We start from the raw sequence: 22,346 nt of genomic DNA on the forward strand, positions 1-22,346 counted from the left end.
ACTAAATAACAAACAATAGTAGCGAATACTAAGCACGCGGGTGGTGCTGTTGATGGATCTGTTTCAGTCTTTCTGTTGCTACATGAGTATAAATTTGCGTGGTCGATAAGTCACTATGCCCAAGCAGCATTTGTACGACTCTAAGATCTGCCCCGTAATTAAGCAAGTGTGTTGCAAAAGCGTGACGTAACACATGCGGTGAAAGTGTGTCTGTGTCTATCTGAGCAATGACCGCATAATGCTTGATCCGATGCCAAAATGTTTGACGAGTCATTTGCCTAGCTCTTCGACTTGGAAAAACAACATCAGAAGAGTTTTCTCCTAATAATGTTGGACGACCCTGCTGTAAAAAAGTTTCAATCCAATCAACAGCATTTTCTCCCATTGGCACCAAGCGCTCTTTGCCCCCTTTACCCATGACTCTCACTACGCCTTGACGCAGGCTGACATTTTCCATGGTCAAGCTCACCAACTCTGTCACACGCAGCCCGGTTGCGTAGAGCAATTCAAGCATTGCTTTGTCTCGTAATTCCAGAGGATTGTTGGTATCTGGCGCATCAAGCAAAGCGCCAACCTGATCTTCTGATAAGTCTTTTGGTAATCGTTGTGGCAGCTTAGGGCTAACCAGTAATGCGCTGGGGTCATCAGCACGCGCTTTTTCTCTATGCAGATACTGAAACAACCGACGAATCGCAGATAACATTCGAGCACGAGAGGTTTGCTTATAATCCTGATCAGTTAACCACATTTGATAGTCTTGAAGCCCAGAAGTACTGATAAAACTCAATCGGTAGTTACGCTCTTCCATCCATTGGTGCAATTTTGAGAGATCATTTCGGTAGGAAGCCAACGTATTATCTGACAAACCACGTTCCATCCACATTGCATCTAGGAATTGTTCAATCCAAGCTTGATCGGCTTGATTAGAGTTCGACACGCTATGCCCTTCACTAATAGTAAATACTCGCTACAGAGTATGTGAGGGGTAGTGATAATGCTATAAAAATCATTATTGCCGCTATAAACCATGCAATTTTGTCTAAAAGTTGGGTAGAATTTGTCATCTTCTCTATAAACCTGACGCGAACATGAAAATTGGACTTTTTTACGGCTCAACGACTTGCTACACCGAAATGGCAGCAGAAAAAATTCGTGCTTTCATTGGTGAGGACTTAGTCGATATCTTCAATGTCAAAGAAACGCCCCTTAGCAAAATGAATGAATACGATCTTCTGATACTGGGTATTTCAACTTGGGACTTCGGAGAAATTCAAGAAGACTGGAGTGCAGCTTGGCAGCAAATCGACGGAATTGCGATTGAGAATAAGCACGTTGCTCTATTTGGCTTAGGTGATCAAGAAGGCTATGGAGAATGGTTCCTCGACGCGATGGGACTTTTACACAAAGAACTTGAAAACACTGGGGTGAAATTCATTGGCTATTGGCCAACGACAGGCTATGAATTTGATGCATCGAAAGCGCTAACACAAGATGAAAATCACTTTGTCGGATTGGCGATTGATGAAGATTCACAGTATGAACTTAGTGATGAACGCATCGAACTGTGGTGTGAACAAATCCTAACGGAATATCACGACAGTTTGTAATACTGGATACAAAAAAAAGGTTGGTGCTTTCACACCAACCTTTTTTATTACTATCATTTTTCGAACTCAATGAATCGTATTATTGAGCTGTGTCGCTTGCTAACTCTTTAACTGGAGCCCCAATAAAGAACATCGAAACGGTCGCAGCCAGTGTTGGGAGTAACCACCCCATACCGATCTCAAATAACGGTAACATATTAAATGCACTGACATTAACACCTGAAACTTTAGCCGCATCAAGTAGCGAAAATAGGAACGACACTAAAACAACCACTCGGTAAGCAACAGCAGGGTTTGGCAAATAATTCCGTAGGAAAGCCAGCATCACCAACGCAATTGCAATCGGATAAAGTGCAAACAATACCGGAACAGACAAAGAAATAAGCTGCGACAAACCAACGTTCGCCACAACAGCGCATGCCACACCAATGATCACAACCCAAGCTTTGTAACCAATTTTAGTTAGGCTACTAAAGTAGTCTGAACACGCAGAAATAAGACCAATCGCGGTAGTTAAGCAAGCCAGTAATACGATCAACGACAAAACGATTTGCCCAGAACCACCAAACAAGGATTGCACGTATAAACTCAGTACAACACCACCATTATCTGATCCTGCAGCAACGGCAGTGCTCGTCGCGCCCAAATAAAACAGAGACACATAAACAAATGCCAGTCCCGCCGCCGCAATGACGGCCGCAGCCACTAAGTATTTCGTTGTAGATGCTTGATCTGTGATCCCTTTATTTCGTATAGCATCAACAATCAACATGCCGAACATCAATGCACCAAAGGTATCCATCGTGTTGTAGCCTTCAAGGAAACCCGTCGTTAGCGGCTGAGTGATATAATCACCTTGAGCCACCATGATGTCACCTTGTGGGAACAAGAACACGGAAACAGCTAACACAATAAGAGCAACAAATAGTGCCGGAGTTAACAGTTTTCCGATCGTGTCGATAAGCTTTCCTTGAGACCAAGCAAAGAACATGGCAACCGCAAAGAATAGGATGGAAAAGAGGGTTAAATGAAGTTGACTCGCATCCAGAATAAACGGTTTTATTGCCATTTCGTACGCAACCAAACCGGTACGAGGAGCGGCAAATGCAGGGCCAATGATGATAAAAATCAGTACAGCTATTAACATAGCGGCTTTTTTTGGCAAATGCTGAGTAAGGTGCTCCCACGTGCCACCAGAGATTGCAATGGCAATAATGGTGAGCAAAGGCAACCCAACCGCAGTAATAAGAAACCCGATCATCGCTGGCAATACATGATCACCGGCTAACTGGCCTGCAAGTGGGGGAAATATGATGTTTCCTGCCCCCAAAAAGAAAGCAAAGAGCATAAAGCCCAATGCGATAACATCAGTTGTTTTTAATTTCTGATTCACTGATAACCCTTATAATAATCTTGTGTTTGTAATTATTCTGAAACTATCGTCTAGAATAAAGGCGGAAGATAATGACGAATTAGAGCAAAACAAACAAGCAAATGACAAAAAACACAATAATAATTCACAAGATCAATACTAAGGCAGATACATTCACTAGTTATAGAGAAAAAAGCAGTGTTATTTGCCATGAAAATGATTTACACGATCAATCATTTTCAGACAAATAATCCAACAGAAAGAGTCACAACAGTAACATTCACCAATAAATGAGTAACATTTGAAACTTATGGATAAACGAAATAGCGATAAAAAAACTGCAATCACAAAAGATTTCAATTTTAAGCAGTTTTCCATTTATGGTGGTATGAGCGGCATGCCAGTCAGTACCGACGGCATTTTACTTGGCGCATGGAGCACGATTGAAAAGTCGGAAAATATCTTAGATATAGGAACAGGAACGGGGCTACTCTCGCTCATGTGCGCTCAACGAAATCAACAAGCTAAAATCACCGCAATCGAGCTAGATGACCATGCCTATGAAGCAGCGACGCATAATTTTTCCCATAGCCCGTGGCAGGAGCGCTTGTGCCTAAAGCATCAGAACATTTTAACTTGGCAGCCCGAGGTAACGTTCGATCATATTATCTGTAACCCTCCTTATTTTAATCATGGTGAACAGGCTCGCCTACAACAACGAGCCGCCGCTAGGCACACTGATACCCTGCCCCATGACAAATTATTACTTAAAGCTTGGGGCTTGCTTAGCGTTGAAGGCCGTGCCAGTTTCATTTTACCCAAAATGGAAGGCGACCAATTCATTCAGTTAGCCACTTCTCAAGGTTGGAGCTTAACTCGATACTGTGAAGTCAAAACAAGCACACGAAAACCTGTATCTCGACTTTTATTTGAATTGAGCAAAAAACCATCAGAAACACTTATAAATGAATTAGTTATCCATACTAAAGAGCAATACAGTGATGACTTTATTTCCTTAACTCATGACTTTTACTTAAAGATGTAGTGATCCAAACCATTATTACCTCTATAATTCGCGCCCAAATAATTTTTTACTTCTCGCTTGTGGAGAACAACTGTGATCAGAACCTTTGCTGAACTCGACCTCGATTCAAACATCCTTGCCGCTATCGACGAGATGGGCTACGAGCGCCCTACCGATATTCAAGCGCAAGCGATCCCGCAAGCTCTAGAAGGTAAAGACATCCTTGCTTCTGCGCCAACGGGAACGGGTAAAACCGCTGCATTCATCATCCCTGCGCTGCAATACTTACTTGATTTCCCACGCAAGAAAGCTGGTCCTGCACGTATGCTGATCCTTACGCCTACTCGTGAACTAGCGATGCAAGTAGCGGATCATGCTCGATTAATGGCAAAACACACTAACTTAAATGTTATTACCATCACCGGTGGTGTGATGTACCAAGATCACGCTGACATTCTTTCTAAGACTCAAGATATCGTAGTGGCAACACCTGGTCGCTTGATGGAGTACATTGAATCTGAGCGCTTTGATTGCAGAGCCATTGAATGGTTAATCCTAGACGAAGCTGACCGTATGCTAGATATGGGCTTTGGTCCTGTCGTTGATCGCTTGTCTGCAGAATGTCGCTGGCGTAAACAATCAATGTTGTTCTCAGCAACATTGGAAGGCCGCGGTGTCGCCGGTTTTACGGCAGATCTGCTTAACAACCCAGCAGAAGTCGCTGCAGAGCCACCACGCCGCGAGCGTAAGCCCATTACACAGTGGTACCATCGCTGTGATACGGCTGAGCATAAATTGGCACTGCTTAAAGAAATTCTGTCAAATCAAGCTGATCGCAGTATCGTGTTTGTTAAAACACGCGACCGTCTGGCTGAGCTTCGTGCACAACTTGAAAGTGCACAGATCCCGTGTGCTTGGATTCAAGGCGAAATGCCTCAAGAGCGTCGTAACAATGCAATTCGTCGTTTCCGTGACGGTGAAATCAACATATTACTCGCAACAGACGTAGCCGCGCGTGGTATCGATTTACCTGACGTAAGCCATGTAATTAACTACGACATGCCTCGCAGTGCCGACGTGTACGTTCACCGTATTGGCCGTACTGCGCGTGCTGGTAAAAAAGGTAACGCACTTTCTCTAGTAGAAATGCACGATCACCCAATGCTGTCTCGCGTCGAGCGTTACATCAAAGAAGAGATCAAAGAGCGTTTCGTAGAAGGCATGCGCCCAACTCACAAGAAGCCTGTGTTTAAGAATAAGACGAAGAAAAACGCTAAGAAGAAAGCGAAAGAAAATTCAAAGAAAAAGACCGTTAAAAAGAAGAAGAAATAAGTGCTTTAAGTGCTAAAAGCTAAGTACTAAAAGCTAGGTACTAAGAGCTAAGTTCATTAAAAAGCGCCCTGACATCGTCAGGGCGCTTTTTTTTTCTTTAACTTAGGTCTTCAGTCGCTACAAATGTATATCTATAAATAACTCAGTTTCATTACTCTCTGATATGACGCGAAATTCATCGGTATCGCTCTTGTTTGAAACTGTCTCAAAAGTAGAATCCTGCTAGTCAAAGCAAGAGTCTAAAAGCATGAGACGTCTCATATACTGTTTTTGTATATTAATACTATTTTTGTCATTTGGTAGCCATAGTAAAATGTTGAATTTCCTAAAACCTTATTCCTATAAAATATGCCCAAAAATAAATGGAGTGATTAACAAGGCAGGAGAGCCTTTCCCCGGCCTAGAGTTGAATTTACATGTCGAATATGGAGATAGTTATTTTTTACATAAAGCGACAACCGACAAAAAAGGGCGATTTCACTTTGATGAGATTATAATACATCGCTGGCTTAAACCATCAGAACTTAATAATAACGTCATTGGTATAGAACTCTTTGTGACTTCCGACGGCAGAGAAAAATATATGTGGGCATCTTATGTCGATGCACTTGTGCTAGACCAGTTTATTATCGAAAATCTGGCAAGCCTAGAATGTGACTTAGATTCCGCAAGGTACCAATACGACTTTCCCAATGAAAAAGAAAATAGTGTTCCATATAATGTATATGGAATATGTAGTTTAAAAGGGTATGTAGGAAAGGTAATTAATGAGGATGAGGATTAATGGCAGTATTATCACCAAAAGTAGCTTCCAAAATAGCAAATATGCCGTATCAGCTAATAGTGAATGATAAGCCATTGATTGTACATTCATCTGTTAAACACCATTTTGCTTTTAACAGAGAAAAAAGAGGCTTTGAGGGAAAAACCGGGGGAATACTGGGTTTTTTAGGCTTTGGTGCCCGTGCCGAGGGATTTGCCATTATAGGGCTTGGGAAAGGTAAATATAAAGATGAATTGGTTATATCGGTAAGAGGTACTAAGCGGGTTAATGATTGGGTAACTAACTTAAATATTGGCCTAAAAGGTACTCCTAATGGCGCCTTGGGCCACGCTGGTTTTATTAATACTTTTCATACCTTAAGGCCCAAGATCAAACAGTTTCTGTTGTCTCAATCAAGAATACCTAAGCGAATTCACTGCGTCGGTCATAGTCTTGGTGGAGCGCTAGCGTCGCTTTTTGCCGATTGGTTGAAAGATGAGTTTTCAATACGAGTCAATCTATATACATTTGGTGCGCCTCGTATAGGACATGAAAGCTATACACGTAAGTCAGATCAGGCAAATGACAAAATATACAGATGCACCCATGGTGCCGACCCTGTACCAATGATCCCATTGTGGCCATTTCAGCACGCCCCATACTGTGGTCATGAATACCGTTTGGATAATAGTTCAGGGATTAATAAGAACACCCACGGAATGGGGCCAAGGGCTAGTCCTGGATATGTAAATACAGCAAACGCAGAAGATTGGGGCACACTGAATATTCGCTCAAATCACTTTCTGAACACCCCAGTTCGGTTGAAATTTGAGCATCGCAATCAAGCGACCTTTACTGGATATTGGTCCGATAAGTTGAGCGCAGCATTAACAACTTTGCTCAAGGATGCGGGCTATTTCAATGCAATGACCGTACAGGCTGCCCTATCAAGTGGGTTAACGTTCTATGACAAGCTCGCGCAATGTGTTGAAAAGATGGCGGCTGCGTCGACAAAACTAGCCGAGCAAACAATGGGGTTGTTAGGTCATATGCTCGCCTTTGCGGGTAGAACAGTGACAAAAATTACAAAATTGACGGCCAAATATATTAAGTGGGTATTTGATGTCACGCTGAAAAAGCTCTATTTAGCTGCGCATAGTGCGATTTCGTCATTGGATTAAGCCGCTTCTTTTGGTCAGTTCACCGTAAAGCAAGTCGAATTTGACCTAAGAAAAAGTACTAAAAGCTAGGTACTAAAAAGCGCTCTGACGAAGTCAGGGCGCTTTTTTTATATTTTCTTAAACTTCGTACTTAGAACTTAGCTTTTAGTACTTCGCTTTTAGCTCTGCTCTTCGCGCTTAAAGACCAAGTTGGTCGCTGTCGATTCCGCTTCGACAAAGTAGTAACCGGCCACATCAAATTGTTTTAGTTTCTCTACCGAATCAATTTGATTTTGAATAATGTATCTCGCCATCATGCCACGCGCTTTTTTAGCAAAAAAGCTGATCACTTTATATTGACCGTTTTTGCAATCTTTAAACACTGGAGTAATCACCGTAGCATCGAGTAATTTGGGTTTCACCGCTTTGAAGTATTCATTTGATGCCAAGTTCACCAATGTTTGGTCCCCTTGAGCACTCACAGCGTCGTTAAGCTTATTGGTAATAATCGAGCCCCAGAACTGATAAAGGTTACTTCCTCGTTCATTTGAGAGCTTTGTTCCCATCTCCAAGCGGTATGGCTGCATAAGATCCAAAGGTTTTAGTAATCCATACAAGCCCGAAAGCATTCTTAAGTGCTGCTGGGCGTATTTAAAATCTTGTTCTGAGAAACTTTGCGCATCAAGGCCAGTGTATACGTCGCCTTTAAAGGCTAACACTGCCTGACGAGCATTATCAAAAGTAAAGTCTGGGCTCCATTGTTCAAAACGCGCAACATTTAAGCCTGCAATTTTGTCACTCACCTTCATCAGGCCTGCAATATCTGAAGGAGAAAGCTTGCGGCACTCTTTCATTAACTCTGCGCTGTGATCAACCAATTCAGGGAGTGTGAATTGCTCTGTCGCTAATGGCGACTCGTAGTCTAGGGTTTTTGCCGGTGATACAACAATTAGCATGACTTTACTCTTTTATTGATTATTTTCTCTAGGGTATAAAAAAAGCCATGTGCAGTCATCATAAACTGCACATGGCCTTATCTATCATTTCAATTGACGTCGACTATTGATCTTTTTTGGTGTTATCCCAAATGCCATCTTCAAGCTGAGATTTAAGCTCTGGGAAATCATTCGAATCAAAAGTAGGGACTTTGCCCTCTTTCAATTGCTGATTGTAATCTTTTGCCAACTTCACCACGATGCCAGACAACAACAAAATCGCCACCAGGTTAACAATCGCCATTAAGCCCATCGACACGTCAGCCAAGCCCCATACGGTAGGTAAAGAAGCCATTGAACCAAACATCACCATGCCCATAACAACAACGCGGAAGATATTCAGACCCGCTTTTTTATTGTGTTCTAGGAAAATAATATTGGTTTCTGCGTACGAGTAGTTGGCAATAATGGATGTAAATGCAAAGAAGAAAATCGCTACAGCAACGAAAATCCCGCCCCAGTCGCCCACTTGGCTCGTCATCGCACGTTGTGTTAGCTCAATACCTGTGATTTCACCGTGAGGTACATATTCCCCAGACATCAAAATAATAGCAACGGTCGCAGAACAGATAACCACAGTATCAACAAACACACCTAGCATCTGCACATAACCTTGAGATGCTGGATGCGGAGGATAGGGTGTCGCTGAAGCCGCTGCGTTTGGCGCAGAACCCATACCCGCTTCATTCGAGAACAGACCACGTTTAATGCCGTTAATCATTGCTTGTGCAATTGCGTAACCAAGGCCACCTGCAGCTGCTTCTTGCATACCAAACGCACTCTTGAAGATAAGGCTCAAGACGTCAGGTAATTTATCTAAGTTAGTCAGCATGATGTACACGGCAATAGCCAAGTACGCCAACGCCATAACAGGAACGATCAGTTCAGCTGTACGAGCAATCTTACGTATACCACCAAAAATGATGAACGAAGACAACGCGACTAAACCTAAGCCCACATATAGAGGTTCAAAACCAAATGCGGTGTGCATTGCACCTACAATTGAGTTTGCTTGAACTGCATTGAACACTAAACCAAAAGCGATGATAAGGAAGATCGAGAACAAAACGCCCATCCAGCGCATCCCTAAGCCTTTTTCCATGTAATAAGCTGGGCCACCACGGTAGTTGCCATCGTTATCACGAGTCTTGTATAGCTGAGCAAGGGTACTTTCGGCAAACGAGGTCGCCATACCAAGCATGGCAATCAGCCACATCCAGAAAATCGCCCCTGGGCCACCCGCTGTCAGTGCAACGGCAACACCAGCCATATTACCAGTACCAACACGAGCAGCTAAAGAAGTACATAATGCTTGAAAAGAGGAAATGCCTGCTTTGTCGGATTTTCTGCTGTTTTTCAGAACAGAGAACATGTGCCCAAAGTGTCTGAATTGGATGAAGCCGAGTCGTACCGTAAAGTAGATACCAACACCGACCAAAAGATAAACTAAAATCGATCCCCAAAGAAGATCGTTCATTAAATTGATTAAATCTGTCACGCTAACCTCGAATTGAGTTTATGACACCAGCACACTAACAAGTGTACTCCCTGTAGTTTGCATGTCGACAAGGTGGATAAATAACAATTAAAGAGGTGTATTACTTCTTTATTGTAAACACCAAAGTTGTCTCCATTAATTCTGACGTAGATGAAAATCGCCAGTTATGATTATGTTAACCGCGAGGATAATGCGGATAACTGTTGAAAAAATCAATATGCAAACGATAAAATATCAATGCGATATTTCACTGCAAACGGTTACTTTGTTAACAGATATAACACGCTCAAATGAAAAACGGAGGAACAAAAAGCCAAGATTTATTGATAGAGTTCATATAACCACTGTCGAGATAAATTCGTAACGACAAATCCCCTCAAACCCTTTGTGTGCCAATGGAAAATCAATTTCCCCCTTACAGCAGTAAGGATTCATTCCGTTCCCGTAAATTACTATGCAGCGTTTTTCAGTTCGAATAGCAATCCTTAAATTGCGCTTCTGCCTGATTTAACAATTATCAGCTCGACAAAATAATTGAAAAAAAACTCAACCGCTCATTATTTAGTCGATTTTTCTTTAAAAATTTGTGAGTGCTGCAGTAGTTCTCATAAAAGCTTCATAAAAGAGAAGCAAATGAGAAACACGTCAAGGATATGCTTAAGCCAATTGTGATACTTAAAAGGCTCACGTGGAGTTTCAATAACTAGAGAGGTTGCATATGGATGGCTTTCAACTCGAAGATATTATGACAATGGACAACCACAGCTCTCGTTCAACGAGAAGCAAACCCGTTAAACGTAAGTGGCGAGAAATAGAAGCAATAAAAGATAGACAACGTTTACAACGTGAATTGATGGACTTGGATGCTTGTCAAAGTTACGACCTTGACGACATAGACTTATAAACTCAGACTTTTAATACAGATTGCTCAATTTTCAATGAGAAATAGGCATTATTCTAAGAATAGTGCCTATTTTTATGCCTATATGAGACTGACTAACACTATGGTTAGTTCTCCATAAGATCAGAAGCTTTGATTCGCTCAGCCAATTGCTTGTAGCGCTCTGCGATCGTTTCACCAAACACAGGGTCTTCATCTTCAGCTTTCCATTTCAGCTCGACGGCTCTCCAATCATCAGGAGTAAAGTGCTTATCAATAAGAGGTAATATTTCTTTTTCCTCAATTTCTAAATGCTGTTTCTGCCGAATGATGAAGTCCTCTAAGCGATCAGCAAACATATCAAGTGGCACAACCGCATCTTGTAAAATCATCTCGATAGTATTAAGAAAATCGTCCGTCAATTCTGACAGGTCTTTGTGCTCTTGCTCCAAATCTTTAATCGTACCAGCGTCTTTATAGTGAGCTTGATAATAAAGATATAGAATATCTTCTTTAGGGTGATGAACCTTTTCCGAGTGATTACTTAGATAATCCACCACTTCTTTAAGTAGCGAATAATTTACTGACTGCTCATTGCGAAGAGCGACTAGCTTTTTATTTAAAATAGCCAGTAACCGCATCATATAGCCGTGTTCTCGACGTATCCGTTCTAACATCATAGCGTCCATTCCTCATTATTCTTATGTTTATCAAAAGAAATCCCTTTAGAGTACAGACTAGCTAACAATTGCAAACGATACCTTGATTTTGGTTAAATAAACAACAGTTACAGAATGGGCTGCCAATTAATTTTAGCGTGCCCCATACCATCAAGGTATTGATTAACTTTAGAAAAATGGCCACACCCCAAAAAGCCTCGATGTGCCGATAAAGGAGAAGGATGTGGCGCCTCCAACACTAGGTGCTTATCACGACAGATCATTTTTCCTTTCTTTTGAGCATGAGCTCCCCAAAGTAGAAAGATAATCTTATTTTCCCTCTCATTTAACTCAGCAATAACTTTATCTGTGAACGTTTCCCAGCCACATTTTGCATGAGAGTGCGCATGACCTTGCTCGACGGTTAGTACTGTATTTAGCAAAAGTACACCTTGCTTGGCCCAACTTTGTAAATAGCCATGAGAAGGGGTACAAAACCCATCTATATCCTGCACCAACTCTTTGTATATATTAACGAGTGACGGCGGCGTCTTAATATCGGGACGAACGGAAAAGCACAACCCATGAGCTTGCCCTACACCGTGGTAAGGATCTTGGCCTAAGATCACGACTTTAACTTGGTTAAGTGGCGTCGCGTCAAAAGCACTAAACACCTCATCTTCTGGAGGGAAGACCGCTTTACCAGAGCTTCGCTCTTGCTTAACAAACGCTAGGGTTTGTTGAAAATATTCCTGTTGTTGCTGTTCAGAAATCACATCTTGCCAAGTTTTAGCGGCTAACATAAAAACACCTCACGATTAATTCTGATGCATTGTAACCAGATTTAATTGTAAGGTGCTACAGGCTTGTGACCTAACAAGGGTCACGCCAACTAAAACCTAGACTAATAGGTTTTTTGAGGAGTTCTCCAATGGCCTCGACCTTGAATAGGACGATTGGGTACTGGAATATTTCGAGGCTGAATTACCGTATTAAAATTGAAATATGACATCATCATAACGTTCTCCTACAGACCGAAAACTAAACGCTTGCTGGCTTTGCTAACAAGTAATTTCGTCATAACAAGCTAGCGGTAATAGGATCTATGAAAGAATGATGCCAGTTTTTCAATGTGGTTTGCTAAACGTATATAATTGCTCTACTTTTTTTCAAACATACGTAATTGTTGGATTTCGTCAGGCCAAATTGATGGTTCAATTGTTTCTAAAATCAATGGGATACCGTTAAATCTGTCGTCTTTCATGATGTATTCGAAACACGGCCAACCAATTTCGCCCTTGCCTAAGGAATGGTGACGATCCACTCTGCTCGCAAATTCTACTTTAGAATCATTAATGTGCATTGCCTTCAAGTAGTGCATTCCCACCACTTGATCAAATTCTGTAAACGTCGCTTCACAAGATTCTTTACTACGAAGATCGTAACCTGCAGTGAAAGTGTGGCAAGTATCGAGGCAAACTCCGACCCTTTGTTTGTCTTCCACCTGTTCAATGATTTCCGCTAGGTGCTCAAATCGCCAGCCTAAGTTAGTTCCCTGCCCGGCTGTATTCTCAATCACTGCAACCACATCTGGAACCGCTTGGTGAGCCAAGTTGATCGACTCAGCAATACGAGCCAAGCAATCAGACTCAGAGATCTTCTTTAAATGACTACCTGGATGAAAATTCAGTAAATGCAAACCAAGCTGATGACAACGTTCCATCTCATCAACAAAAGCATCGCGAGACTTTTGCAGCTTTTCTTCTTCAGGAGCCCCCAAATTAATCAAGTAGGAGTCATGTGGCAAAATACTCTCAGGGCCAAAGCCCAGCATCTTGCAGTTAGCTTTAAAGGCAGAAATGGTTTTTGCATCGAGTGGCTTTGCCACCCACTGACGCTGATTTTTAGTAAATAGCGCAAATGCGTTCGCACCAATCTCTCTTGCACGCATCGGTGCATTATCCACGCCACCAGCAGCAGATACATGTGCCCCAATTAACTTCATAGAACCCTCTGTAATTTGTTGTTGTAATCACTTTCATCTTCACAGTAAGAAGCAATGACTTACCTGCAATATGACTTAGATTGTGTATATTTTGTAGTAAATTTACTACAAAATTAGTATTAAACTATTTTTTATAGTATCAAATATTTTGTAAATACGTTGTTTTTTAAGAATTTATTGATTTACCTCAATCTTTTCACCGTAAAATAATTAAGGTTTTTAGTTGTCTTTTGATCTAAATCAATATTATTATAGTGGACATTAGCTATATAATAACCGTAGCTCAACAATAATTCGAAAATTAACACCAATATAACAGCCACGAAAGTGGACTAGGAGAAAGTTATGATTCAAGGTATTCAAATCACTAAAGCGGCAAATGATAATCTTCTTAACTCTATCTGGTTACTGGATAGCGAAAAGAACGAAGCACGTTGTGTTGCAGCAACATCAGGCTACGAAGCTGATCAAGTTGTTTCAGCTGCTGACCTAGGTGAGTACGAAAGCCGTGAAGTGGCTATTGAAACCGCTCCTCGCATTGAAGGTGGCCAACACCTAAACGTTAACGTTCTTAAGCGTGAAACTCTTGAAGATGCTGTTGCACACCCAGAGAACTACCCACAGCTAACTATTCGTGTTTCAGGTTACGCTGTACGTTTCAACTCTCTAACCGTTGAACAGCAAAAAGACGTAATCGCACGTACTTTCACTGACTCTCTATAAGATCAGCAAGCACTAGACACAAGTCTAAGAATACAAAAACGGCGCTCAATGAGCGCCGTTTTTTTATGTGAGTAAACGGGCTTTCAATGAAGCCCGACATTACTGACTAAGGTTGTACTCGTCTTAGTACGACTTTCAATGCATCAAAGTCATTGGCAAGATCTTCAGACAATAGATCCATTGCCGCGTGCTTAGCCAAAGGCGCTGGCACGTCAATGTCTCCACCTAAGATGTCGTCAACCACTTCTTTAAACTTCGCAGGATGCGCAGTACACAAGAACAAGCCTGTTTCACCTTCCTGTAGCTGCTCTTGTAAAATACGGTAAGCAATCGCACCGTGTGGCTCACATAGGTAACCTTGCTCGTTAAGCTCAGCAACAGATTGAGCGCTTTGCTCGTCAGTAACAGCACCTTTACCTAGCGTATCTAGGCCCCAACCTTTCAATTGGCATAGCTCTTCAATACGAGGCCAGTTGTTTGGCTGACTCACGTCCATCGCATTGGATGTCGTTGCAATGGTCGCTTTCGGTTGCCACTCTCCGGTTTCTAGGTAGCGAGGTACCGTGTCATTCACGTTAGTTGCGGCGATAAAGCGTTTAACTGGAAGACCCAACGATTTAGCCAGCAAGCCAGCCGTTAAGTTGCCAAAGTTGCCACTTGGTACAGAAATAACCAGATTTTCACGCTCGTCTGCTGTCATTTGAGCTGCCGCTTCAAAGTAGTAGCAAATCTGCGCCATTAAACGGCTAATATTGATAGAGTTCGCTGAGTTCAAACCAATTTCTTTGCGCAATTCTGCATCATCAAATGATTGCTTAACCAGCGCCTGGCAGTCATCAAAGTCGCCGTCAATTTCAACGGTGTGGATATTCTTACCGAGTGTACAGAACAGCTTTTCTTGAAGCGGGCTGATCTTTCCTTTCGGGTATAGAATCACGACGTTGATGTTTTCCATGCCATAAAATGCATGAGCAACCGCCGCGCCAGTGTCACCCGATGTTGCTGTCAAAATGGTAATTTGACCACCATCAGATACCGCAGCCAAAGATTGCGCCATGAAACGGCCACCAAAATCTTTAAACGCAAGCGTCGGCCCATGGAAAAGCTCTAACGCGTAAACGCCATCTTTAATAGACTTGATTGGTGCTGGAAATTGGAATGCATTATCAACTAATTGATGAACTTGCTCTTTACTGAGCTCATCACCAATCAGTGCCGACAAAATCTTGCTGCTACGAGGAATAAAATCTTCGGCCAGTAGCGCATCAATATCGTCAAATTTTGGCAATTCTGCTGGAAAAAATAACCCTTGGTTACGACCTAACCCTTGGCGCACGGCTTGGCCAAAAGAGACTTGTTCTTCATTTTCTTTGATGTTGTAAAGCTTCATAGCTCACTTCCTGTTATTTTCGAACCTTGCTTATCTAGATGACAAACGTGAACGAATCCTTCTTCATTCTGTACGTAATTTTGTTCTAACCAGCGAGCAACTCGCTCGGCGACATCTTTATCTTTGCAAATGCTGAACAATGTTGGGCCGCTACCAGAAATCCCCGTAGCTAAAGCGCCAGCACTAAGTGCGTACTTACGCGCGTCAGCAAAACCAGGGAGAAGTTTCTCACGATATGGTTCAGCAATCACGTCTTTGATCATTTTTGCGGCTAACTCTGGCTGACCTGAATGGGAAGCATGAATAAAACCCGCCAGGTGACGGCCATGAGCAATGATATCTTGGCGGCGGTACTGAGACGGCAATATTTCTCGAGCTTCTGCGGTAGACACTTTAATACCAGGGTAAGCCATGACCCAATACCACTCATCAAAACTCGGCACTGGTTGGCTGATGTGTCCCATTTCCTCTAGCATTAACTGGACACCCCCCAGGTAACAAGGCGCCACGTTATCATAGTGGATACCACCTGATATCTGCCCCTCCATTTCGCCCATTAATGCCAATAACTCCATTTCTGACAACGGGTTGTCATGAAATTGATTTAAAGCATCTAACGCCGCTACAATGGAACAAGCACTCGACCCAAGCCCAGAGCCAATTGGCATGTTTTTCTCAAGCGTCATGTGCACATTTTTAAGTGCGACCTCTTTGCTCGCCAGTTCACGAGCAAACACACGCCAGCAATCGTATACAATATTTTCTTTTGGATCGGTTGGCAATTTAGCAACGAAGCTGCCTGCAGTGTCGAGTGAAAAGTCTTGCTCACCACTTTCCACTTTAACTCGATCACCCAATAATGAACCATCAATAGGTGAAACCGCCGCGCCCAATACGTCAAATCCGACGCTGACATTACCAATCGATGCCGGGGCATAAACTACAACGCTCATCGTTACACTCCTAATTTCCAACCAAGGGTACGCATCACATCAGCGAATACACCGGCCGCGGTTACTTCTGTACCCGCGCCATAACCACGTAGAACCAATGGGATCGGTTGGTAGTAACGGCTATAGAACGCAAGCGCATTCTCACCATCTTTAATTTTGTACATTGGATCGTTTTCATCAACAGCGGCAATGCGTACTTTACATTGGCCATCTAAGATTTCGCCAACGTAGCGCAATACTTTGCCTTCTTTCGCTGCTTTTGCTGACTCAGCTAAGAAGTAGGCATCTGCTTCTGGTAAGCGAGCCATAAACTCATCCACAGAACCACTGTCATCAAAGCCTGGTGGCAGAGCTTGCTCTACAACGACATCTTCAAGCTCTAACTCAAATCCAGCTTCACGCGCTAAAATAAGCAACTTACGAGCAACGTCCATTCCAGAAAGATCATCACGAGGATCTGGCTCAGTAAAACCGTTATCTTTCGCAATGTTGGTCGCTTGACTTAACGTCATTCCTTCATCCAACTTACCAAAGATGTAAGACAGTGAACCCGATAAAATACCGTTAAACTTGTCCAGTTCATCCCCTGCTGAAATTAGGTTCTGTAGGTTTTCAATAACGGGTAAGCCAGCACCTACCGTTGTTTCATACATCAACTTACGACGCGATGAACGAGCAACGTTACGCAACTGGTGGTAGTAAGCCATACTTGCTGTGTTGGCTTTCTTGTTTGGAGTCACTACGTGGAAACCCGCCGCTAGGAAATCGGCATATTGATTAGCGATGGTTTCACTTGAAGTACAATCAACCAATACAGGGTTAATAATGTGGTTACGTTGAACCAGTGCGATCAGTTGTGCCAAGTTGAACTCTTGGCTTGCGTTCTTCATGCGATCGCGCCAATGATCCAATGGTAAGCCTTCACTATCAAGTAATAAGCCTTTGCTATTTGCTAGGCCACATACTCGCAGCACAATGCCTTTTTCGGCTAACGTGGCTTGTTGCCTTTCAATTTGATCAACCAGCTCGCCACCAACGCCACCAACACCAACGACAAATACGTCTAGGAAGTGCTTAGAGTTAAATAAATTTTCATGACAAGCTTTTACCGCTTCTGCGATTTTATCTTCAGGAATTACCGCAGAGATTGCACGTTCAGATGAACCTTGCGCTATTGCTACGATGTTAACGTTCACTTCAGCTAATGACGCAAAGAACTGCGACGCAACACCACGAGAAGTACGCATACCATCGCCAACCAAGGTCACGATGGCAACATCATCAATAAAATCAACAGGCTCTAATAGGCCATCTTTCAGTTCTAATTCAAACGCGTCACCTAAGGCTTTCTTCGCTTTGGCTTTATCCGCTTGTTCGATACAGAAGCTGATGCTGTATTCAGAAGATGATTGCGTGATAAGCACGATTGATACGCCAGATGCAGACATAGAACCAAACACGCGGCTCGCCATGCCAACCATGCCTTTCATACCCGGGCCTGAAACGTTCACCATCGTTAGCTTATTAAGGGTTGTAATACCTTTAATCGCCAGATTATCTTCACCGGTATCTTGACCGATTAGCGTGCCTTCGCCTTGTGGATTAAAGCTATTTTTAATCAAGCAAGGAATGTGGAACTGAGCGATAGGTGCAATGGTTTTTGGATGCAAAACAGATGCACCAAAGTAGGAAAGCTCCATTGCTTCTTGATAGCTGAGTGACTTCAGTAAGCGAGCATCATCGACTAAGCGTGGGTCACAGTTATATACGCCATCAACGTCAGTCCAAATTTCACAACACTCTGCACGTAAACACGCCGCAAGCACTGCCGCTGAGTAATCGGAACCATTGCGACCCAACGTAACTAATTCACCTTGTGCATTACCTGCAGTAAAACCAGGCATGATATGAACATGATTAGCGGCAAGCGGTTGTTGTCTGAAGTTTTGAGTTGATACATCAACATCAACCATGGCTTCTAAGTAATCGCCTTGTGCATAAAGGTACTGCACAGGGTCAATCAATGCAGCCGCTTGGCCTTTTGCTTCCAATACTGCTTTCATCAGTTGAATCGAGATTCGCTCGCCCTTGCTGATGATTCGTGCATTAACATTGTTTGGGCACATGCCTAACAGGTTAATGCCATGAACAAATTGGCGCAGTTGCGATAACGAGGTCTTTAGTTGATTAGAGAAACCCGTTCCATCAACATTCGGTACGTGGGTTAAAATCTCTTCATACAATCCTTGCAACGACGATTCCAACTCGGCAATCTGAAGCTCTGCCTCTCCGTTTCGTAGCGCCCCTTCAATCACTGAAACCAGCTTATTGGTGGTTTTTCCCGGCGCTGATAGCACCACGGCTATGTCATCTTGTTGCGCATTATTCGCAATAATATCTGCAGCTCTTAAAAATCGATCAGCATCCGCTAATGATGAACCGCCAAACTTCAATACTCGCATCCCTTCCTCCGGTATTAATTTTAAATCTGCATAAAAAAAGGCCTGCATCTCTGGGGATACAGGCCTTTTTTTGAAAAACTTTCGCTTACAAGGCCGCCCCAACAATGGTTATGTTGGTAATAATAATGGTGGTCATGGTAGAGCGGGTAAGTAACATAATTATTTTATTCTATTATCAATATTCTCTGTTTGCTTAACTTTACGTTTACCGATTTTGTGCTATCAAGTCAACATAAAACTTGTTTTTATTACAGTAGCCTCAAAGGATTTTGGTTATTAAATTAGACCTAAATATTTGATTTTAAATAAATTAAATCAAAAATAATCACTGTAAAAATAAAAATGAGGTTATCCAGCAATTTATCCCTTATTTCTTTAGCTCACGGTATTATGCACTTAGTTGAAAGGTACTAATTGAGAAAGGTAAAACACCGCAAAGATCACAAATAGGTGAGAAGGATCTCAATTAAATGTGAGGAAACAAAAAAAGATCGTTCAGTTAGGGAACTTACGCTATATTCACTAAGTGGATAAATTAGCAAGGAGGCAATATGAAACGAGTTCTGTTATCAGGCCTTCTTCTGCTGCCTAGCATTTGCCTAAGCAGCCCATTTCCACTTGCCCCTGAGAAAGCCTCTTCTCATAAGCTTTTTATTTCAAGTAACTCAAACACCAACACTGAACAGTTTGATATTTGGCAAATTGACAGTGGCTACTCTTACAATGTTTTTGAATCACTCGATCTCTATGTGGGCGCCAGTATCACAAGTGATAGCTCAGAAAAACAAAATGGTTTTTTGAGTGGGATGAGTTATCAATTCAACGAAAACATTACCTTTAAAAGTAGTCTGAGAGCTCAAGTAAATAAAAACGACCCTACGGAAGAAAAACAATTGTCGGCAGAAGTGACCAGCCGGCTAAAAATTTCTGATCACGTAGATTTGCATGCCACTTTCGATTACGAAGAGTGGCAGCAAGGTCTTGAAGTCGGGTTAGGGTTCAGCTTTTAAACCTCTAATTCATCCTTTGATAACAAGGTTCCGTTCCAATCAGCGTAAATATAATCGCCAGGTTGAATCATCTGCCTCTGTATTGTTAAGCCCACATCAATCTCACCAATACCGCGCTTATCGGTCTTAAATGGACACGCTGCAATAGCCTTGACACCAAGATCGATCTGAGACATAGCGGCATGCCCCCCAAACAATAACCCCTTCCCAATGATTCTCAATGGCTAATATGGCTAACTGATCGCCTAATAAGGCTTTTTGACAAGACCCATTGCCATCCACAAACAATACTTTGCCTTTGCCATTCTGGCTCAGTACTTCTCGAACTTTGGAGTTATCGTGAAAACAGCGAACTGTTACCACCTTTCCCCAAAACGCCGACCGCATACCAAAATTTTGCAGCGGCAGATCAAGCAATTTAACTTGCTCCTCATACTGATCACACAGATCGGGTAGTAAGTCTTTCATTGTTCCTCCTTGGAAGTCTTCCTCTAATGCTGAACATCTTTATTCAGCGTCAATATGGTTAATTTTGTCCTTGTATCTGTAAGTGGTTCAATTTTTCGTAAAATTGTAGGGTCACGCACACTTTCTAGGCTGCGTTGACAATCAAAATCTCATTAATTTTGCGTATAGAATGATGTTTTCAACTCGACTCAGGGCATATTTGAATCAATTTTGTGGTGATTTTCCTACAAAAAAATCAGCTCTCATCAGCGTTTTCTTGCGAGCTCATTCAGGATTTTAAACATTTTTTTCACTACAAAAACATTGAGTAATCATTATAACTCTAGGATGTGAAATCATTCAAAGCTATTGATAATAAAGGATAGAATCAAAATAAAATCACAACGATAACCGTATTTTTCACCACATTTAAATGGTCAATCGTCTCATTTAAAGCCCAGCTAACAGAAGTTCTCGTTGTTAAATACTGCCTTCCATAATCGCTAATCTACTATCTATTCTAGTTTAATTTCATCTATTGATATAAATCAACAAACTGAATGGAAATAACAATCAGCCATTGTTAGCAAGCTGTTAACAATATAGAATCAGTAACAATTGACGGCAAAAATCAATATGCAAACGTATTAGGACTGAGCCTTGATATCAAAAGGCTCCCACGGACGGCGTACCATTTAGGAAGGATGATTGAAGATTTTTAGCATTAACATCTTTCCAAACGTTATTTTTTTTGCCTAGAATCTATTTATTTAAACAATTTAGTTACAATTTAGGTACCGCCAATGCAAACCCCACAAATTCTCATCGTTGAAGATGAGCAAGTGACCCGTAATACGCTAAAGAGCATTTTCGAAGCAGAGGGATACACTGTATTTGAAGCGAGTGACGGTGAAGAAATGCACCAGTTACTCTCTGAAAACCAAGTTAATCTGGTTATCATGGACATTAACTTGCCCGGTAAAAACGGATTACTCCTTGCTCGTGAATTGCGTGAACAAGCAAATGTTGCCCTCATGTTCTTAACCGGTCGTGATAACGAAGTTGATAAGATCTTAGGTCTTGAGATTGGTGCTGATGATTACATCACCAAGCCATTCAACCCACGTGAACTGACTATCCGTGCCCGTAACCTTCTAGGCCGCTCAATGAGCATTGGTGCAACACCTGAAGAAAAGCGCACAGTTGAAAGCTATACGTTTAATGGCTGGGAGCTTGATATCAACAGCCGTTCATTAGTTAGTCCTGGTGGCGAAGGTTATAAACTGCCTCGCTCTGAATTCCGTGCCCTGCTTCACTTCTGTGAAAACCCAGGCAAAATTCAAACACGCGCCGACTTACTGAAAAAAATGACAGGCCGCGAGCTTAAGCCACATGATCGTACTGTAGATGTGACTATCCGTCGCATTCGTAAGCATTTCGAATCCATTGCTGATACTCCGGAAATCATCGCGACAATTCACGGTGAAGGTTATCGCTTCTGTGGTGATTTAGACGAATAAGTCTAAAATCTCCTGCGTTACATACTAAAAAGCCCTGAACGTTAGCGTTCAGGGCTTTTTACTGTCTTTCAGCTCGGTTTAGTAAACCGTATCAACCTTGATATTACGGTCTATTAGCCAAAACGCTTTGTTATCACTGCCAAAACTCACTGCCACATCGACTGGCAGGCTGTCATCAATGTTTGCTTCAACCAGTAAGGCGATCTCCCATTGCGTGTCTAAGTGGGTTCGCAATTCAAAATCGTCTTCTGATATCACCCATACTTGTTCACCCTGACGTAGCGTCACGCTTGTCACGGCTAGGTTAGCCGGCAAGCCCTGCTTAGATTCGATATATAAGGCCGCATTCACCATTTGGCCACTTTGTTCCGTTGCAGACGGCATGGCATTGATCCAAAGGTTGCTCGATAATGCGACCTTTGTTTCTGAAATCATAATGGTGTTATTTTCTCCCCAAGGAGCTTGTTCGGCAGAAGGTGCTGTTGCTGCACACCCAGTCAGTAACGTAAAGCCCAGTATTGCTGCTGTTGCGATCTTTGTATTCAT

The 22,346-nt window shown here is 42.3% G+C and carries 20 protein-coding genes, 1 pseudogene and 1 other annotated feature; of the genes and pseudogenes, 9 read left to right on the top strand and 12 right to left on the bottom strand.

What is annotated here, in order from left to right:
- Nucleotides 1-28: 28 nt before the first annotated feature.
- Entirely contained in the window at nt 29-883 is an 855-nt protein-coding gene (gene xerD / locus VTAP4600_RS12170) for a site-specific tyrosine recombinase XerD (protein ID WP_102523977.1), read from the bottom strand.
- 205 nt (nt 884-1,088) lie between these two features.
- Here xerD and fldB point away from each other — a divergent pair, with 205 nt between their 5' ends.
- Nucleotides 1,089-1,607, top strand: coding sequence for a flavodoxin FldB (fldB, locus tag VTAP4600_RS12175; protein ID WP_102523035.1), 519 nt, complete (start codon nt 1,089-1,091; stop codon nt 1,605-1,607).
- A 79-nt stretch (nt 1,608-1,686) separates the two neighbouring features.
- On the opposite strand, the gene brnQ is transcribed toward fldB, so the two are convergent.
- Nucleotides 1,687-3,000, bottom strand: coding sequence for a branched-chain amino acid transport system II carrier protein (gene brnQ, locus VTAP4600_RS12180; protein ID WP_102523036.1), 1,314 nt, complete (start codon nt 2,998-3,000; stop codon nt 1,687-1,689).
- Nucleotides 3,001-3,289: 289 nt separating this feature from the next.
- Between brnQ and VTAP4600_RS12185 the strand changes: the two genes are divergently transcribed.
- From VTAP4600_RS12185 to VTAP4600_RS12200, 4 genes are all read left to right on the top strand, one after another.
- Nucleotides 3,290-4,024: a tRNA1(Val) (adenine(37)-N6)-methyltransferase gene (locus VTAP4600_RS12185; protein WP_231897915.1), complete on the top strand. Its 735-nt coding sequence runs from the start codon at nt 3,290-3,292 to the stop codon at nt 4,022-4,024.
- 72 nt (nt 4,025-4,096) lie between these two features.
- A complete protein-coding gene (gene srmB, locus VTAP4600_RS12190; protein WP_102523037.1) occupies nt 4,097-5,335 on the top strand; it encodes an ATP-dependent RNA helicase SrmB in 1,239 nt (412 codons plus the stop codon).
- 313 nt (nt 5,336-5,648) lie between these two features.
- On the top strand, nt 5,649-6,119 hold the full coding sequence (locus VTAP4600_RS12195; RefSeq protein ID WP_102523038.1) for a DUF6795 domain-containing protein: 471 nt from the start codon (nt 5,649-5,651) through the stop codon (nt 6,117-6,119).
- Complete coding sequence (locus tag VTAP4600_RS12200; protein WP_102523039.1) at nt 6,119-7,279, top strand: lipase family protein; 1,161 nt, start codon at nt 6,119-6,121, stop codon at nt 7,277-7,279. The genes VTAP4600_RS12195 and VTAP4600_RS12200 overlap by 1 nt, the downstream gene beginning before the upstream one ends.
- Nucleotides 7,280-7,437: 158 nt before the next feature.
- Here the strand turns inward: VTAP4600_RS12200 and yaaA are convergent, their stop codons facing one another.
- Nucleotides 7,438-8,214 (bottom strand): peroxide stress protein YaaA, encoded by a 777-nt coding sequence (gene yaaA, locus VTAP4600_RS12205; RefSeq protein ID WP_102523040.1) that lies wholly within the window; start codon nt 8,212-8,214, stop codon nt 7,438-7,440.
- A gap of 103 nt (nt 8,215-8,317) precedes the next feature.
- Nucleotides 8,318-9,751: an alanine/glycine:cation symporter family protein gene (locus VTAP4600_RS12210; RefSeq protein ID WP_102523041.1), complete on the bottom strand. Its 1,434-nt coding sequence runs from the start codon at nt 9,749-9,751 to the stop codon at nt 8,318-8,320.
- A gap of 718 nt (nt 9,752-10,469) precedes the next feature.
- Here VTAP4600_RS12210 and VTAP4600_RS12215 point away from each other — a divergent pair.
- Nucleotides 10,470-10,655: a DUF3545 family protein gene (locus VTAP4600_RS12215; RefSeq protein WP_102523042.1), complete on the top strand. Its 186-nt coding sequence runs from the start codon at nt 10,470-10,472 to the stop codon at nt 10,653-10,655.
- A gap of 104 nt (nt 10,656-10,759) precedes the next feature.
- On the opposite strand, the gene VTAP4600_RS12220 is transcribed toward VTAP4600_RS12215, so the two are convergent.
- The 3 genes from VTAP4600_RS12220 to nfo form a co-directional block, all read right to left on the bottom strand.
- A complete protein-coding gene (locus VTAP4600_RS12220) occupies nt 10,760-11,311 on the bottom strand; it encodes a hemerythrin domain-containing protein (protein ID WP_102523979.1) in 552 nt (183 codons plus the stop codon).
- A gap of 107 nt (nt 11,312-11,418) precedes the next feature.
- Nucleotides 11,419-12,093: a uracil-DNA glycosylase gene (gene ung, locus VTAP4600_RS12225; protein ID WP_102523043.1), complete on the bottom strand. Its 675-nt coding sequence runs from the start codon at nt 12,091-12,093 to the stop codon at nt 11,419-11,421.
- A 356-nt stretch (nt 12,094-12,449) separates the two neighbouring features.
- Nucleotides 12,450-13,295 carry a deoxyribonuclease IV gene (gene nfo / locus VTAP4600_RS12230; protein WP_102523044.1) on the bottom strand — a complete coding sequence of 282 codons (846 nt, stop codon included), beginning with the start codon at nt 13,293-13,295 and terminating at the stop codon, nt 12,450-12,452.
- Nucleotides 13,296-13,640: 345 nt separating this feature from the next.
- Between nfo and grcA the strand changes: the two genes are divergently transcribed.
- On the top strand, nt 13,641-14,018 hold the full coding sequence (grcA, locus tag VTAP4600_RS12235) for an autonomous glycyl radical cofactor GrcA (protein ID WP_102523045.1): 378 nt from the start codon (nt 13,641-13,643) through the stop codon (nt 14,016-14,018).
- A gap of 106 nt (nt 14,019-14,124) precedes the next feature.
- On the opposite strand, the gene thrC is transcribed toward grcA, so the two are convergent.
- The 3 genes from thrC to thrA are packed head-to-tail and all read right to left on the bottom strand — an operon-like array spanning nt 14,125 to nt 18,823.
- A complete protein-coding gene (gene thrC, locus VTAP4600_RS12240) occupies nt 14,125-15,408 on the bottom strand; it encodes a threonine synthase (protein WP_102523046.1) in 1,284 nt (427 codons plus the stop codon).
- Nucleotides 15,405-16,361, bottom strand: a complete 957-nt coding sequence (gene thrB, locus VTAP4600_RS12245; RefSeq protein ID WP_102523047.1) for a homoserine kinase — start codon at nt 16,359-16,361, stop codon at nt 15,405-15,407. The genes thrC and thrB overlap by 4 nt, the downstream gene beginning before the upstream one ends.
- Before the next feature lie 2 nt (nt 16,362-16,363).
- Nucleotides 16,364-18,823: a bifunctional aspartate kinase/homoserine dehydrogenase I gene (gene thrA, locus VTAP4600_RS12250; protein WP_102523048.1), complete on the bottom strand. Its 2,460-nt coding sequence runs from the start codon at nt 18,821-18,823 to the stop codon at nt 16,364-16,366.
- A 31-nt stretch (nt 18,824-18,854) separates the two neighbouring features.
- Nucleotides 18,855-18,970, bottom strand: a sequence feature (Thr leader region).
- Nucleotides 18,971-19,374: 404 nt separating this feature from the next.
- On the opposite strand from thrA, the gene VTAP4600_RS12255 reads away from it, so the two are divergent.
- On the top strand, nt 19,375-19,833 hold the full coding sequence (locus tag VTAP4600_RS12255; RefSeq protein WP_102523049.1) for a ribonuclease regulator: 459 nt from the start codon (nt 19,375-19,377) through the stop codon (nt 19,831-19,833).
- On the opposite strand, the pseudogene VTAP4600_RS12260 reads toward VTAP4600_RS12255, so the two are convergent.
- Nucleotides 19,830-20,301, bottom strand: a pseudogene (locus VTAP4600_RS12260) (putative 4-hydroxy-4-methyl-2-oxoglutarate aldolase). The gene VTAP4600_RS12255 and the pseudogene VTAP4600_RS12260 overlap by 4 nt on opposite strands.
- 782 nt (nt 20,302-21,083) lie before the next feature.
- On the opposite strand from VTAP4600_RS12260, the gene arcA reads away from it, so the two are divergent.
- Nucleotides 21,084-21,800: a two-component system response regulator ArcA gene (arcA, locus tag VTAP4600_RS12265; protein WP_102523050.1), complete on the top strand. Its 717-nt coding sequence runs from the start codon at nt 21,084-21,086 to the stop codon at nt 21,798-21,800.
- A 78-nt stretch (nt 21,801-21,878) separates the two neighbouring features.
- Here arcA and VTAP4600_RS12270 read toward each other — a convergent pair whose 3' ends face one another.
- The gene (locus VTAP4600_RS12270) at nt 21,879-22,346 is read right to left on the bottom strand and encodes a hypothetical protein (protein ID WP_102523051.1); all 468 of its coding nucleotides are present in this window, start codon (nt 22,344-22,346) and stop codon (nt 21,879-21,881) included.

Source organism: Vibrio tapetis subsp. tapetis, from assembly GCF_900233005.1.
GTDB lineage: Bacteria > Pseudomonadota > Gammaproteobacteria > Enterobacterales > Vibrionaceae > Vibrio > Vibrio tapetis.